The organism is Rhodocaloribacter litoris, from assembly GCF_011682235.2.
GTDB lineage: Bacteria > Bacteroidota > Rhodothermia > Rhodothermales > ISCAR-4553 > Rhodocaloribacter > Rhodocaloribacter litoris.
Genome location: NZ_CP076718.1, coordinates 3,597,375 through 3,611,482, shown reverse-complemented (window position 1 = coordinate 3,611,482; position 14,108 = coordinate 3,597,375). Strand labels below are relative to the sequence as shown.

General features: G+C 67.9%; 14 protein-coding genes. 4 read left to right on the top strand and 10 right to left on the bottom strand.

Features of this window, described 5'->3' with window-relative positions:
- The first annotated feature begins 121 nt into the window (after window positions 1–121).
- Window positions 122–1,258 carry a 5-(carboxyamino)imidazole ribonucleotide synthase gene (locus tag GQ464_RS14935; RefSeq protein WP_166979781.1) on the top strand — a complete coding sequence of 379 codons (1,137 nt, stop codon included), beginning with the start codon at window positions 122–124 and terminating at the stop codon, window positions 1,256–1,258.
- Between the two features lie 47 nt (window positions 1,259–1,305).
- A complete protein-coding gene (gene purE, locus GQ464_RS14930; RefSeq protein ID WP_166979779.1) occupies window positions 1,306–1,830 on the top strand; it encodes a 5-(carboxyamino)imidazole ribonucleotide mutase in 525 nt (174 codons plus the stop codon).
- 54 nt (window positions 1,831–1,884) lie between these two features.
- Here purE and GQ464_RS14925 read toward each other — a convergent pair whose 3' ends face one another.
- The 10 genes from GQ464_RS14925 to GQ464_RS14880 form a co-directional block, all read right to left on the bottom strand.
- Entirely contained in the window at window positions 1,885–4,335 is a 2,451-nt protein-coding gene (locus tag GQ464_RS14925; protein WP_166979777.1) for a tetratricopeptide repeat protein, read from the bottom strand.
- A 169-nt stretch (window positions 4,336–4,504) separates the two neighbouring features.
- The gene (locus tag GQ464_RS14920; RefSeq protein ID WP_166979775.1) at window positions 4,505–6,703 is read right to left on the bottom strand and encodes a tetratricopeptide repeat protein; all 2,199 of its coding nucleotides are present in this window, start codon (window positions 6,701–6,703) and stop codon (window positions 4,505–4,507) included.
- Between the two features lie 90 nt (window positions 6,704–6,793).
- A complete protein-coding gene (smpB, locus tag GQ464_RS14915) occupies window positions 6,794–7,258 on the bottom strand; it encodes an SsrA-binding protein SmpB (protein WP_166979773.1) in 465 nt (154 codons plus the stop codon).
- A 36-nt stretch (window positions 7,259–7,294) separates the two neighbouring features.
- Complete coding sequence (locus GQ464_RS14910) at window positions 7,295–8,110, bottom strand: MqnA/MqnD/SBP family protein (RefSeq protein WP_166979771.1); 816 nt, start codon at window positions 8,108–8,110, stop codon at window positions 7,295–7,297.
- Window positions 8,111–8,186: 76 nt separating this feature from the next.
- Window positions 8,187–8,537 carry a 50S ribosomal protein L19 gene (rplS, locus tag GQ464_RS14905; RefSeq protein ID WP_166979769.1) on the bottom strand — a complete coding sequence of 117 codons (351 nt, stop codon included), beginning with the start codon at window positions 8,535–8,537 and terminating at the stop codon, window positions 8,187–8,189.
- A gap of 99 nt (window positions 8,538–8,636) precedes the next feature.
- Window positions 8,637–9,377, bottom strand: coding sequence for a tRNA (guanosine(37)-N1)-methyltransferase TrmD (trmD, locus tag GQ464_RS14900; protein WP_166979793.1), 741 nt, complete (start codon window positions 9,375–9,377; stop codon window positions 8,637–8,639).
- A gap of 50 nt (window positions 9,378–9,427) precedes the next feature.
- Window positions 9,428–9,961, bottom strand: coding sequence for a ribosome maturation factor RimM (rimM, locus tag GQ464_RS14895; protein WP_166979767.1), 534 nt, complete (start codon window positions 9,959–9,961; stop codon window positions 9,428–9,430).
- 59 nt (window positions 9,962–10,020) lie between these two features.
- The gene (rpsP, locus tag GQ464_RS19105; protein ID WP_166979765.1) at window positions 10,021–10,752 is read right to left on the bottom strand and encodes a 30S ribosomal protein S16; all 732 of its coding nucleotides are present in this window, start codon (window positions 10,750–10,752) and stop codon (window positions 10,021–10,023) included.
- A gap of 59 nt (window positions 10,753–10,811) precedes the next feature.
- Window positions 10,812–12,161 carry a signal recognition particle protein gene (gene ffh, locus GQ464_RS14885; RefSeq protein WP_166979763.1) on the bottom strand — a complete coding sequence of 450 codons (1,350 nt, stop codon included), beginning with the start codon at window positions 12,159–12,161 and terminating at the stop codon, window positions 10,812–10,814.
- 173 nt (window positions 12,162–12,334) lie between these two features.
- Entirely contained in the window at window positions 12,335–12,712 is a 378-nt protein-coding gene (locus GQ464_RS14880; protein WP_166979761.1) for a carboxymuconolactone decarboxylase family protein, read from the bottom strand.
- Between the two features lie 22 nt (window positions 12,713–12,734).
- Here GQ464_RS14880 and GQ464_RS14875 point away from each other — a divergent pair, with 22 nt between their 5' ends.
- Together GQ464_RS14875 and GQ464_RS14870 are read left to right on the top strand one after the other, a co-directional pair.
- Window positions 12,735–13,340: a 5-formyltetrahydrofolate cyclo-ligase gene (locus tag GQ464_RS14875; protein ID WP_166979759.1), complete on the top strand. Its 606-nt coding sequence runs from the start codon at window positions 12,735–12,737 to the stop codon at window positions 13,338–13,340.
- 76 nt (window positions 13,341–13,416) lie between these two features.
- Window positions 13,417–14,106 (top strand): PspC domain-containing protein, encoded by a 690-nt coding sequence (locus GQ464_RS14870; RefSeq protein WP_228350333.1) that lies wholly within the window; start codon window positions 13,417–13,419, stop codon window positions 14,104–14,106.
- Window positions 14,107–14,108: the final 2 nt, after the last annotated feature.

Genomic DNA, 14,108 nt, shown 5'->3' with positions numbered 1-14,108 from the left:
CGGTGGACTTCAAGGAAAGTTGGCACACGCCGGGCCCCCGTCCCCCACGACTTTTTCCCCGAGCCCTTAATTTTCCCTCGTCGATCCTCCGGAACGCATTCCGATCACCGACCCTCAGCCAATGGCGGCTCCTTTCCCCACCCTCGGCATCCTGGGCGACGGCCAGCTCGGGCGCATGACGGCCCTGGCCGCCCTCCGCATGGGACTGCGCGTGCGGTGCCTGGCCCCGAAGCCTTCCGGCCCCATGGACGGCCTCGGGGAGGTCATCTACGACGACTGGACCGACCCGGACGTGTTGCGCGCGTTCGCGGCGGCCTGCACGGTGGTGACCGTCGAAAGCGAGTGGGCACCGGCCGAGCACCTGAGCCCCGTACTGCCCGAGGGCGTCGCGCTCTGGCCCGACCCGGCCACGCTCCACCTGATCCGCGACAAGGGTATCCAGAAGACGACCCTGGCCGAGCAGGGCCTGCCGGTGCCCGATTTCGCCCTGTGCGCCACCCTGGACGAGGCCCGGGCCGCGGCTGCCCGCTTCTCCTACCCGGTCGTCCTGAAACGCCGGCGCGGCTCGTACGACGGCTATGGCAACGCCACCGCGCACGACGACGCCGGCCTGGCCGCCGCCTGGGACCGGCTGGCCGAAGCGGACGGGCTGCTCGTCGAACGCCACCTCGCCTTCGTGCGCGAGCTCTCCGTACTCGTCGCCCGTCGCCCGGACGGGGAGCACGTGGTCTACCCGGTCGCCCTCACCGAACAGAAGGACCACCGGTGCCATGCCGTCGTGGTGCCGGCCGGCATCGCGACGGAGGTCGAAGCGGAAGCCCGGCGTATCGCCCTTCGCGCCGTGGAGGCGGTCCGGGGCGTCGGCCTGACGGCCGTCGAGCTCTTCGAGCTGCCGGAGGGGCGGATCCTGATCAACGAGCTGGCACCGCGCCCGCACAACACCGGCCACTATTCCATCGAGGCCTGCCACACGTCCCAGTTCGAGAACCACGTTCGGGCCGTGCTGGGCTGGCCCCTGGGCGATCCCTCGCTGCGTGTGCCGTGCGCGGTCATGGTGAACGTCCTGGGCACCCGCTCCGGCCCTCCCTGCACCGAGGGCCTCACGGAGGCGCTGGCCATCGGGGATGTGGCCGTGCACATCTATGGCAAGCGCGAGGTGCGCCCGAGGCGGAAGATGGGCCACGTTACGGCCACCGGCTCCTCGCCCGTCGAGACGCGCGCCCGCGCCGAACGGGCCGCCGGCCTCATCCGTCTCTGAAGGTCCCCGCCTCCCAACCTTCCCTGCGAAACAAACGCTGCAGACCGATGCCGAACCCCGTTTCCCCGCTCGTCGGGATTGCCATGGGCAGCGAGTCCGACTGGCCGGTGATGGAGCCGGTGGCCCGGGTGCTGGACGCGTTCGAAGTACCGTACGAGGTGCGGGTACTTTCGGCTCACCGGACCCCGGCCGTCATGCAGGCCTATGCCGAGACGGCCCACCAGCGCGGGCTGAAGGTCCTCGTCGCCGGTGCGGGCGGCGCCGCCCATCTGCCCGGCATGCTGGCGGCGAGCACCCCGCTGCCCGTCATCGGCGTGCCCGTCCCGAGCCGCCACCTCAACGGGCTCGACTCGTTGCTGTCGGTCGTCCAGATGCCCGGCGGCGTCCCCGTGGCAACGGTGGCCATCGGGGGCGGTAAGAACGCCGGCCTGCTGGCGGTGCAGATCCTGGCCGCCGGCGACCCCGCCCTGCTCCAGAAGATGATCGACTACAAGGCCGCCCTCATCGAACAGGTGCAGGCGATGGACGCCCGCGTCCGGGAAAAAGCCCGGCCGGAAGCCAGCGGGCCGTGACCCCGTCCCTGCGGTTCCCTCCCTTCGAGGGAGCGGGCACACGGCACCCGGCCGCTACTCCAGAAACAGGTCCATCTCCTTCTCGACCGATTTGCCGGAGACCTGGTCGCGCACCCTGAGGTGGAGCGTGTAGAGCCGCCCCGGCTCCTGGTTGGAGGCATCGAGGATGAGGTAGTGATGCTCGTCCGGCGTGCGGCCTTCACCGGGCAGGCTGACGGACACCCCCTTGTCCCCTCCACCGAAGAGGCCCTTGACGAGTTTGCCGAGGCCGCCGCTGGTGTCCTTGGGCCGCAGCACGGCTTCGATCTCATAATGGGTCGTCCCGTCGCCGGCCTGCGTCAGGTTGTAGACCTCGAAGTAGAGGTAGATGGGCTGCCGGTGCGAGAAGACGCTCCAGGGTGCCGCCTGGATGGAGAGGCCGTGGCGCACGACGTCCGACGGGAGCACGGGCTTGCCGTCCGGTGCCTCCTCCACGCGGTAGGCCAGCATCACGTCGCTGAGCTGGAGCGTGCCGGCCGTGAAGTCCGGCACACGCACGCGGCGGCGCTGCACGGCCACCGTGCCCCCGCCGGCCGTCTCAAACTCGACGGACACGTCGTGTTCCCCGGGCGGGGCCGCCAGCACCTGCCCGTCGATCCAGAGGTTGGTCTCCGAGAAACTGACGATCTGATCGGTGCGCAGGCCGTAGATGGTCCGGCGGCGTTCGGCAAGCATATCCCGTTCGCTGCTGACCAGGAAGGTACCTGCATTGGCCGTGAGGTTGATCATCCCGGCTTCCGGGTCATAGTGGTTGATCGGGATGCCGAAATGGACGTAGAGATCGGCCTGCCCGTTCTCGCCTTTGAAAGCCGAGACCAGGTAGGGGATCTCCACCTGGCGGCCGGGCGGGGCGTACTCATACCGCTCCGGTATCCGGCGGAAGGTTTCCCGGGCCCGTATCTCGTAGTCGTTCAGCCAGGGAAGGCTGCCGGCGGCGATAGCGTCGGCCGAAGGGCTGTAGAGCCGAAACTCGCCGTTTCGGAAGGGATCCTCGAAGACGAAGCGAAAGTCGCCGTAGTCCCAGACGTTGAACGTATTGGCTTCGACGGTCACGTCGAAGTCACTTTCAAAGTTACCAGTGAACTGTTGCAGGCCCGTCTGCAGGTTGGCCGGATCCGCCGCGATGTCCGCATCCGGAGGCGGTGCCGAGGCTGCGATGGGGTTGAGTCCCCGTTGCTGGCCTCGCGTCTGGCTCGGCATGATGATCACATCGGTCTTGGGAATGCCGTAGCGCACGAGGATACGGCCGCGCTCGGTATTCCAGCCCCTCAGCTTCAACTTGGGTGACCCGTAGAGCAGGTCGGCATAGGTGAGGCGGGCGTAGTGTTCGAGCTTGCGTTCGTTGTAGGGCGTGAGGTAGCGCGGATCCTTGCTCGTCCAGAAGCGGGAGGCATAGCCGGCCCGATCGGCCTCATACTTTTTCCGTTCCTCCTCGGGAAGGATCTCGTCGAGACGGGTGTAGGCGTCGGCCATTTCGGGATCCATGTACTGAAAGGCCGTCTGGAAGGCCTTGGCCGCCGCCACCGCGTTGCCGCTGCGATAATGCGCCAGGCCGAGGTAGGTCCAGAGGGCGGGATCCTCGGGAAAATAGACGTACATCTGCTGGAGCATCTCCAGCGCTTCCGGGTAGGCCCCCTTCAGGGCGAAGATGCGCATCATGTCGTCGTAGACGGCCCGCTTCCGGGGATCGTGCTCCAGGGCCTTGCGCAGATGGCCGATGGCCAGGTCGTAGGCCCGCTGGGCCCGCCGCGACAGGTCCTGCACGGGCACGCCCTGCGCCTGGAGCGCCTCCAGGTCGAACTCGTCGGCCAGAAAGACCAGGTTGGGGTCCGACGGATCTCCCAGCGGTTCCCGCGAGGCCTCGACGATCTCCAGCTGGCTCCCGCCGGTGGTCGGGTCGAACTGGGCGAACTCGGACTGGAACCCGAGCAACGGGTCGGCCTGGAGTGGGTCCCGCCCGTTGAACTGCCGGAAGGCAAACGTGGGATACATGAAGGCGTTGCGATAGCGCCAGAAGTCGCGGATGTAGGCCCGGCCGAGCTCCTCGTGGGCGAAGGCATTCGTCGAATCGAGCCGGAGGATCTTGCGGGCCAGGTCGCGCCGCTGCTGCTCACGGATCTTGTCCACGATGAAGTTCCACGAATCCAGGCGCAGCTGTTCGAGCTTGGCCACGAGATACTTCACGTTTTCCGGCTCGACCTCCAGGGCCCTGTCGATGAAACGACCGGCCTTGCCCGTATCCCGGAGCGGGGTTTCGAAATAGATGCGGGCGAGCAGGAAATAGGCCTCGGCGTTTTGCGGGTCGTTTTTGACGGCCTGCTCGAAGGCGGCCACCGCCCGGGCATAGTCGCCGGCCCGGAACGCGAGGATGCCCTGTTCCATCGGGTCGGCCGGTTGCGCCCGGAGCGGCAGGGCACCGCCGATCACCGGGGCAAGGAGCAGAAGCAAAAGGAGCACACGTCGCATGGGACTACGACCTCAATGAGCTTTTCCACCGGATCGCGGGGCACCGCGGCGTAGCTTACGCACCGGCGCTCGCTTTCGAAAGGCAAAATTTCCTATCCCGTCATACGCGACCCCGAACGCCATGATTCCCGCCCCGCAGAACAAACGGCGCTTTTCGTTCGGCCCGGTTTCAGCCGAGCTGCAGGGTGCGACGGCGTTCCACCGTTTCGTTGCGGAGGAGGTCGGTCAGGCGGAGGACGAGCACGTAGCGACCGGGAGGCTGTGTGGTGGTATCGAGGACGAGGTACTGGCCGTCTTCGCGGCTCCGGCTCTGGCCTTCGAAGCGCACCGAGACGCCCGCCTCCCGGGCCCCGCCGAAGGCCTGCCGGATGAGCCGCTCCAGCCCCCCGGCTTCGTCGCTGCGTACGAGCACCGCCTCGACGGCATACCGGGCCAGGCCGTCCGGTGCCGGCTGCAGGCCATACACCTCGAAATAGAGGTAGACGGGCTGCCCGGCGGAGAAGCCCCTTCCGGGCGCCGGGCGTATGGCCAGGCCCCGGCGCGAGATCCAGCCCGGCAGGGTCTCAGGGGAAGCCTCCTCTTCGACCGTGTAGGCCAGCAGCACGTCGCTCAGCTGCAGCGCCGTACCGGCGAAGCCGGGCACGGTGATCCGCTCCCGCTCCTGCCCCACCCGATCGCCTCCCCCCACCGGCTCGAACTCGAGGGCCAGGGTGTAGGTGCCGGGCTCGACCGAGAGCCGGCAGGCATCGACCCACATGCCGGAAGCGCCGGCCGTCCTCCGGTCCAGCAGGCGGGACTGTGCGTGCACCACCCCTTCGTTTCCCCGGATCAGAAAAGCCCCGGCCCGCACCGCCGGCGTACCGGCGCCGTCTTCCTCCACCGGAATCCCGTAGGCCACGTAGAGATCCGTTTTCCCGTCGCTCCCCCGGAACGCGCCGGTCAGGTACGGCATCGCCACACGGCCGGGCGGTTCGTACGTGAACCGGTCCGGCCGTTTTCGGAACGTCTCCGGCCCCCGAACGGCGAAGTCGTTCTCGATCAGGCCGCGGGCGGGTTTGAAGCCGGCGAAATCGAGGGCCGAGGGGGAATAAAAGGTGAAGTGCCCGCCCCGGGCCAGGTCCATGAACTTGAAGTAGAGGTCGTCGCCGTAATGAAAAATCAGATAGGCGTCGCTCCGCGTGCCGTAGCGGGCTTCGGCCGGCGGCTCACCGTAGCGCACGATCACCTGGCCGGGCTCGGTCTCCCACCCACGCAGGCCCTTTTCCCGGTCGCCGAAGCGCAGGTCGGCATAGACCAGCCGGGCGAAGTGTTCGAGGAGGCGTTCATTCACCGGGGTGAGGTAGCGTGGGTCCCGGCTTTCCCAGAACCCGGCGGCATACCCGGCCGAATCCGCCTCGTACCAGACCTGCTCGACCAGGGGCAGGAAGTAGGCAACATCGAGAAAGGCGCGGCGTTCGGGGGCCGGCAGGCGGGCCAGGCCTTCGTCGAAGCTGGCAGCGGCGGCGGCATATCGTCCGGTCCGGTGTTCGAAATACCCGCGGTAGAGCCAGGTCTCTGCCCGGTCGGGGAGGTGGATGCGCATCGTGTCGAGCACGCCGAAGGCGTCGGCATGGGCGCCCCGGAGGGCGAAGGCCGCCGCCAGCACGGCATACACGTCGGGCCAGGCGGGGTTGGCGGCCAGCGCCCGGCGCAGGTGGTGCAGGGCCTCCGCGTAGGCTTCGCGTCCGGCCCGGCGCATCGAGGTGACCGGCACCTCGAAGCCGGCATGGATCGCGTCGACGAAGGCGATGGCCGGACCGTCCCCGGTGTCCACAAGCCGGGGTTCGAGCAGATAGGCCGCATCGGTCAGGGCGGCCGCCTCCTCCGAGAGCAGGCGGCGCTGGTGCCCCGGGCCGGGGAACTGCACGCCGTGGTACTGCTGCCGGAAGCCTTCGTACGCCCAGGCTCCCAGAACGAAATGGGCCACGGCGTTCTCCGGCTCCCGCTCGAGGATGCGCTCCGCCAGGTCGATCCGCTTCTTTGCCTGGTACAGGGGCAGGAACGACGCGGTATGAAAATACCGGCGCCAGAGTTCGACCTCCAGGTAGCGGACGTTGTCGGGATCACGCCGGAGGGCGTTTTCGATGGCCTCCTTCGCCCGGTCCGGGTCGCGCAGCGGCGTCTGGAGGAAAAGGCGGGCGAGGTAATACTGCGCTTCGGCGTAGTGCGGATCCGTTGCCGGCACGGCAGCCAGGGCACCGGCGGCCTCGGGGAACCGCCCGGCCTCGAAGGCCTGGACCCCTTCCCGGAACGTCGCCGTTTGCGCCCACGCCGAAATCGCCAGCAGGGACGTCACGATCAGGGCGGGCAGTCGTCGGAAGGCGGGCATGCCGGGTCTCTCCCTCATCTCTTGGAAAACCAGAGGTATGCACCGGCGACGCCGCGCCGCGTTCCCGTCTACCGTCGATTTGCCCTGTCGTCAATCGACCCGCCCGCCGCGCTTGATGCGCTCGAGCCGGCGTTTCGACTCCCGCTCGGCGATGTCGGCGCGTTTGTCGTAGAGCTTCTTGCCCCGTGCCAGGCCGATCTCGACCTTGGCCACGCCGTTACGGAAGTAGAGCTTCAGCGGGATGATGGTATAGCCCTTCTGCTGTGCAGCCCGGCTCCACCGGTCGATCTCCCGGCGGTGCAGCAGCAGCTTGCGCACGCGCAGCGGGTCGTGGTTGAACTGGTTGCCATGCCGGTACGGCGAGATGTGGCACTGGTAGAGGAACATCTCGCCCCCGTCTACGGCGCAGTAGGCATCCTGCAGGTTGGCCCGTCCTTCGCGCAGGGACTTGACCTCCGTGCCTTCGAGCACCAGTCCCGCTTCCAGCGTCTCCTCGATGGTATACTCGTGGCGCGCCTTGCGGTTGGTGGTGACCAGTTTGATGCCTTCACCCATGAGAAAAGGGGGTTGCGCGGCCCGTCGCCGCGGCGATCAGAGGAGCGGTTTCCGTCCCGGCTCGTCGTCTTCGGCGATCTCGACGAGCGGCAGCCCGGGCACCTCGTCCGTGACGCCGTAGAAGAAGAGGTATTCTCGAAAGTTGGTCAGGCTGGCGATGGCCAGGTCGTCGAGGCGAACGCGGAGCTGTTCCAGGTAGAAGTCGTGGAGTTCGGGATAGGTTTCTCGGGTGCGGATCCAAAGGTCGCGGTGTGTGTCGGCGGCGGCCACCACGTCGCGCACGGCACGGGCGAAGGGCACGTCCACCTCGCCCTTGCGCACGGCGAAGAGCCCCCACACCATCGGGTAGTTGGCGAGTTCGTACCATTCCTGGCCGAGGTCCATCGCGTACCGGGACGTCTGGAGGGCCGGCACGTCGGTGCCGGTGAGCAGGGCGGCGTCCTCTTCCGCTTCGAGCAGGACCTGCAGCGTGGGGTTGTCATAGGGGGTGAGGCGGGGTTCGTTGCCGTAGTGTTCCCGCAGGATGATCCGGGCGACGAGCACCTCCTGCACGTACCGGGGGTCGACGGCGAGCGTCCGCAGGGGCCGGTCGAGCTTCGCCTTCGTGACCAGGCGGGCGAAGGGATAGGCCCAGGTGGAGAGCGCCACCGCCGGCAACACGTCGTAGGCGTCGGTCTGCCGGAGCACGTTCAGCGTCGGCAGCAGGGCCACCTCCACCGCACCGGCCCGCAACCAGCGCTCGCAGTCGGCCCGGGTGCCGCGCACCACCTCCACGGGCGCCTCGACGGCGCCGGTCGCAAGGGCCGAGACGAGAAACTCGGCAGCGGGCTCGTTCCAGATCGCCAGTCGCATCGAACCGTATCAAAAAAAAGCACCGCCGGAGCGCGGCCACCGGCGGCAGGCACGCGGGCAGGTCGTGCCCCGGAGCCTAGCGGCGGCGTTCCCGGATGCGGGCGGACTTGCCGCGCCGCTCTCGCAGGTAGTAGAGCTTGGCCCGGCGAACGCGCCCGTGCCGCACCACCTCGATCTTGGCCAGCTTGGGCGAATAGAGGGGAAAGATCCGCTCGACCCCCACCCCGTTCGAAACCTTGCGCACGGTGAACGTCCGGCGGGCTCCGGATCCCTTGAAAGCGATGACGACGCCCTGGAACTGCTGGATGCGTTCCTTGTCCCCCTCGATCACCCGCACATGGACGTTGACGGTATCACCGGGGGCAAAGTCGGGGATGTCGTCCCGGAGCTGGGTCGCCTCAACCAGTTTCATCATGTCGGTAGCCATGGCGTACCTCCTATCTACAGGCTTTGTTACCGTTTGAGAACGTCATGCCCGCCGCCGGGGCGAGCCGTTATGTGTATCGTGCAGCGCCGCGACGGCGGCTCATGACGAAGGCGGCAGGTCCCGGCGCGGGGGGGCCGGGCGAGCCGTCTCCTCTTCGAGCAGGTCGGGGCGGCGTTCGCGGGTTTTGCGCAGGCGCTCGGCTTCGCGCCAGGCCGCCACCCGGCGATGGTCGCCGGAGCGGAGCACCTCGGGCACCCTCATCCCGCGGAAGGTAGCCGGGCGGGTATAGACCGGTGCGTCGAGCAGCCCGTCCTGGAACGAGTCGGAGAGCGCCGAGGCCGCGTCGCCGAGGACGCCCGGGATCAGCCGCACGATGGCGTCGACCACGACGAGGGCGGGCAGCTCGCCCCCGCTGAGCACATAGTCTCCGATGGAGAGCTCACGCGTGACGAGCGCGTCGCGCACACGCTGATCGACGCCTTTGTAATGCCCGGCCAGCAGCACCAGATGGTGCTTGAGGGACAGGGCATTGGCCGTCGGCTGGTCGAACACGGCTCCGTCGGGGGTGAGATAGATCACCTCGTCGACGGGGTGTCCGGCCGCTTCGGCGTCGGCCTTCAACGCTTCAATACAGGCAAAGATCGGTTCCGGCTTCAGCACCATCCCGCCGCCGCCGCCGAACGGGTAGTCGTCGACGGTGCGGTGCCGGTCGGCGGCATAGTCGCGCAGGTCGTGGACGCGGATGTCCACGAGCCCTTTCTGCCGGGCGCGCCGGAGGATGCTGTGATCGAGTGGTCCCTTCACGATCTCCGGCAGCGCGGTCACAATGTCAATTCTCATCATGCGCAAAACGTGGGACGTGCCGGCGGCGGCCGGGGGCGTGCCCCGTCTTACGCAAAGAGCCCTTCGATGGGCCGCACGACGACCTCGCCGGCGTCGAAGTCGATGGCTGCGATGAAGGCGGGGACGGCCGGCACCATCGCCTCGGCCCCGCCGGGACGCCGTACGAGCAGCACCGGATGGGCCGGCAGTTCGAGCACGTCCTCGACGTGCCCCACGATCCCCTCCTCGCCTTCGGCGACGACGCGAAGCCCGACCAGGTCGCTGTAAAAGAACTCGTCTTCGCCCAGGGGGGGCAGGTCCTCCCGGCTGGCGAAGACGCCCAGGGGGCGGAGGGCCTCGGCCGCCTCGCGCGTATCGACCCCCTCGACCTTGAGCACGACGAGCAGGCCGCGCCGCGTCTGCTGGAAGCGAACCGTCTCGATGCGGTGGGGCACGACCCGCTCCGGCGTGGTGCCCAGGTAGACGGTCGCCAGCGCGGTGAAGCGCTCCGGATCGTCCGTCTCCGGGATCACCTTGACCTCACCCCGGATCCCGTGCGCCCGGTAGACGCGCCCGACGAGCAACAGGTTGTCCGGTTTCATGGGGGTGTGGGCGTCAGGGTCGACGCGGCCCGTTTCCGGCCTCACCGCCGGCGGTCCTTTCAGTCTTTCTTCTCGGCCTCGCCGGCGTCGGCCTCGGCCCCGGTTTCCGCCTTCGGTTCGGCGCCGGTCTCCGTTTCGGCCCCGGGCGCAGCCGCGGGTTCGGTGCTCGCCTCCGCCGTCTCTCCGGCCTCCGCCTCGACGGGCGTTTCGGCCTGGGCCTCGGCGGCGTCGGCTTCAGCCTGGGCCCGGTTGGCGGCCTCCTGGGCGGCCTGGGCTTCGGCGGCAGCCCTGGCCCGCTCCTCGGCGGCCTTGCGCCGGGCCTCCTCGGCTTCGGCCTTGGCCCGCGCCTCGGCTTCGGCACGCTTGCGGGCTTCCTCGGCCTCGCGGGCCTCGACGGCCTTACGCTCGGCCTCCAGGGCCTGCCGGCGACGCTCCTGCGGGGTCAGCTTGACGCGCTGCCGGTCCTTCTCGGCCCGCTCCGTGCGGTGCGCCTCGACGGCCTGCCAGATCTCCTCCTCGGCCACCCCCTTGCGCTTCAGATGGAGTGCCAGCAGGAGCCCCTGGCGGCTGAGGAGGCTCCGGACGGTCTCCGTCGGCTGCGCGCCGCGTTCGAGCCAGTAGAGCACGCGCTCGTCACGCAGCTCGACGGTCGCCGGCTCGGTCAGCGGCCGGTAGCGCCCCAGGTCTTCGATGAACCGGCCGTCGCGCGGGCTGCGCACGTCGGCTGCCACCACGGCATAGATCGGGCGCTTCTTGCGCCCCATTCGGCGTAAACGGAGTTTAACTGCCACGTCTCGTGTGTCTCTATTTTGGGTTCCTGATAACGACTGCTTCCGGTCGCAGGGTCGATCTATCGCCCGCCCAGCAACTGGGACAGGTTGATGGCGCGGCCCTTGCCCATGAGCTTCGTCATGGTCTTCATCATCTTCTTCATCTCGCGGAACTGCTTCAGGAGCTGGTTCACGTCCCGCACCTCCACGCCACTTCCCAGGGCGATGCGCCGGCGCCGGCTCCCGTTGATGATCTCGGGGTGACGGCGCTCCTCGGGCGTCATCGCGTTGATCATGGCCTCGATGTGTTTGAAGGCGTCGTCGTCGATGTCGAGATCCCGGACCTGCCGCCCCACCCCGGGGATCATGCCGATCAGCTCGCGCAGCGAGCCCATCTTCTTGAGCTTCTGCAGCTGGTCCATGAAGTCTTCGAGGTTGAACTCCTCGGACCGGATCTTGCGTTGCAGCTTCTCGGCCTGTTCGGCGTCGAACTGTTCCTGCGCCCGTTCCACGAACGAGACCACGTCGCCCATGCCGAGGATGCGCTGGGCCATGCGGTCCGGGTAGAACGGCGTCAGGGCGTCGAGCTTCTCGCCGGTGGAAGCAAACTTGATCGGCTTGTGGACGACGGAGCGGATCGAGAGGGCCGCCCCGCCGCGGGTGTCGCCGTCGAGCTTGGTGAGCACGACGCCGTCATAGTCGAGCCGCTTGTTGAACTCGAGCGCCGTGTTGACGGCGTCCTGCCCCGTCATGCTGTCGACGACGAAGAGGATCTCGTGCGGCCCGACGGCCCGCTTGATGTCTTCGACCTCCCGCATCATCCGCTCGTCGATGTGCAGGCGGCCGGCCGTGTCGATGATGAGCACGTCGCGGGCGGTGCGCCGGGCCTCGGCGACGGCCTCCCGGGCCACGCGCACGGCATCCTGCACCACGCGGCCCTCCTCCTCCACCGAATAGACCGGCACGTCGATCGTGGCGGCCAGCGTCTTGAGCTGTTCGACGGCCGCCGGGCGGTACACGTCGGCGGCCGCGATCATGGGAGCGCGCCCCTTGCTCTTGAGGTGGGCGGCCAGCTTGGCACAGAACGTCGTCTTGCCGGAGCCCTGCAGGCCCGCCACCAGGATCACGGTGGGGGGCGCAGGCGCGTACGTGATGTCGACGTTCGTCTCGCCGAGGAAGTGGACGAGTTCGTCATAGACGATCTTCACGAGCTGCTGGCCGGGTGAGACCGAGCGAAGCACCTCGGCACCCAGGGCCTTCTCCTTCACCCGCTCGGTGAAGTCGCGGGCCACCTGATAGTTGACATCCGCATCCAGCAGCGCCCGCCGAATCTCGCGCATCGTCTGCGCGACGTTCAGCTCGTTGATGCGCCCCTGGCCGCTGATGCTTTTGAGTGCGCCTTCGAGTTTTTCGCTGAGACTCTCAAACATGGAGGTCTTCGGGTCGCTCGTGAAGTCATGCCGGCAGGTGGCGGAGCCGGGAAGCCGGCCTCCCGATTCACACCTTTGCACAGACAGGTGAAGTTAAACTTTTCCGCGGCTTTTTCCAACGTGATCCGCCGGCTCTTGTGCCGCGTGGCGGGCTTCTCCCGGAGCCTTTCGGGCTAATCCTCGGTATTTTCACGCGCCCGCAGCAGGTCGATCGTCTCGACGGCGTGGCGCAGGTGCGGGATCACGATGGAGCCGCCCACGACGAGGGCGACGTGCAGGGCTTCGTCGAGCTCTTCGTCCGTGAAGCCGGCCCGGACGCACCGGATCAGGTGGTAGTCGACGCAGTCGTTGCAGCGGAGCACCATGGAGGCCACCAGGCCCAGGAGCTCCTTGGTTCGCGCGTCGAGGGCGCCGTCCCGGTAGGCCGCGCTGTCGAGGTTGAAGAACCGTTTGGTGCCCAGATGGTTCTTTTCTTCGAGAATGCGCCGGTTCATGCGTTCCCGGTAGGCCTCAAAGGCGGCCAGCCGGTCCGGCGGTGTCGTTTCACCCATGGCGGTTGCCGGTTTGTGTAGGATGACGTCCTTTGTCCCGACCAAGGAAGCCCTGCGGGCCCGGTTGCGGGCCCTTCGGGCCGGTCTCGACGAGGCCGCCTACGCGGCGCGGTCGCAGGCCATCATCGAGCGGGTGCTGGCCCTGCCGGAACTGCAGCACGCCAGGACGATTCACATCTACTGGCCGCTCGTGACCCGGCGCGAAGTGGATACGCGCCCGCTCATCGCCCACCTGCAGGCCGCCGATAAACAAATCGTGCTGCCCGTCGTTGATACGACAGAGCAACCTGGACGGGGCCGGCCGCGTCTACGGCATGTGCGCTTCACCGGAGCAGGCGCCCTGCGCCCGAACCGGTGGGGCATCGACGAACCGGTCAACGGCGAAAGCGTTCCGCCCGAAGCGCTCGACCTGGTGATCGTCCCGGCCCTGGGCGCCGGTCGTAACGGCTACCGCCTCGGCCACGGCTACGGTTACTACGATGCCTTCCTGGCCGGCCTCACCGTACCGACCGTCTGCCCGGTATACGATGCATGCCTGCTGGAGACGGTCCCGGCCGAACCGCATGACGTACCGGTCTCGGTGATCGTCACCGAGTACGAAACCCTCCGCCCGGCAACGTCGCCGTAACCTCCGGACGCGTGATGCGTCCGATCCGAAACCCGGGCCGTACCACGCTGCCGGATCAACGCAGAGCCCGCCAAGCATGAAGACGCGCACCCACAGACCGCAGCCAGAGCAGGAACACGACGAGGCCACCGGCTCCCTCTCGTTCGAGGAAACGGGTGAAGACAGCCTGGCCGAACTGGAGGAGCTCTCGGAAGAAGAGCTCGAAGCCCTGCTTTTCGAGGAAGAGACCCGCACCAAGGGGCCGTTCAACCTGCCGACCATCGCCGGGCTCTCGCTGATCCTCGTCGGCGTCGGCTACCTCTTCCAGCAACTGGGCCTCTGGAACGGCCTCGACTTCAGCCTGCTGGCCGCGATGCTCCCCTGGCTGGCAGGCATCCTGATCATCCTCCTCGGCTTCGGCGTGCTCTCGTGGAGCCCGGACCGCAAGAAGAAGCGCGCCCGCGCCCGCGCGAAGGCCGCCGCCCGGCAACAGCGCAGCCGCAGCCGGACGGCCTCCACGTCGGAACGCCAGAGCACCCCGTCGCTGACGGAGAAACGCCGCCTCCGGAAATCCCGCAACAAGAAGATCTCGGGGGTCTGTGCCGGCATCGCCGAATACTTCAACATCGATCCGACCCTCGTGCGCATCGCCTTCGTCATCGGTACCATCGCCTCCGGCGGCCCCTTCATCCTGGCCTACATCATCCTGGCGATGATCATGCCGGGACCGGAAAAACCTTCCAAACTGACCCCCGAGGAACGCATCCGTATCATCCGCGACAGTTGACC

Excerpts from the sequence above, each read along its gene's own strand:
- GQ464_RS14935 (WP_166979781.1), top strand. The coding sequence starts at position 122 with ATGGCGGCTCCTTTCCCCACCCTCGGCATCCTGGGCGACGGCCAGCTC.
- GQ464_RS14925 (WP_166979777.1), bottom strand. The coding sequence starts at position 4,335 with ATGCGACGTGTGCTCCTTTTGCTTCTGCTCCTTGCCCCGGTGATCGGC.
- smpB (WP_166979773.1), bottom strand. The coding sequence starts at position 7,258 with ATGGGTGAAGGCATCAAACTGGTCACCACCAACCGCAAGGCGCGCCAC.
- GQ464_RS14875 (WP_166979759.1), top strand. The coding sequence starts at position 12,735 with ATGACGTCCTTTGTCCCGACCAAGGAAGCCCTGCGGGCCCGGTTGCGG.
- GQ464_RS14870 (WP_228350333.1), top strand. The coding sequence starts at position 13,417 with ATGAAGACGCGCACCCACAGACCGCAGCCAGAGCAGGAACACGACGAG.
- rplS (WP_166979769.1), bottom strand. The coding sequence starts at position 8,537 with ATGGCTACCGACATGATGAAACTGGTTGAGGCGACCCAGCTCCGGGAC.
- trmD (WP_166979793.1), bottom strand. The coding sequence starts at position 9,377 with ATGAGAATTGACATTGTGACCGCGCTGCCGGAGATCGTGAAGGGACCA.
- GQ464_RS14920 (WP_166979775.1), bottom strand. The coding sequence starts at position 6,703 with ATGCCCGCCTTCCGACGACTGCCCGCCCTGATCGTGACGTCCCTGCTG.
- GQ464_RS14880 (WP_166979761.1), bottom strand. The coding sequence starts at position 12,712 with ATGGGTGAAACGACACCGCCGGACCGGCTGGCCGCCTTTGAGGCCTAC.
- purE (WP_166979779.1), top strand. The coding sequence starts at position 1,306 with ATGCCGAACCCCGTTTCCCCGCTCGTCGGGATTGCCATGGGCAGCGAG.
- ffh (WP_166979763.1), bottom strand. The coding sequence starts at position 12,161 with ATGTTTGAGAGTCTCAGCGAAAAACTCGAAGGCGCACTCAAAAGCATC.
- GQ464_RS14910 (WP_166979771.1), bottom strand. The coding sequence starts at position 8,110 with ATGCGACTGGCGATCTGGAACGAGCCCGCTGCCGAGTTTCTCGTCTCG.
- rimM (WP_166979767.1), bottom strand. The coding sequence starts at position 9,961 with ATGAAACCGGACAACCTGTTGCTCGTCGGGCGCGTCTACCGGGCGCAC.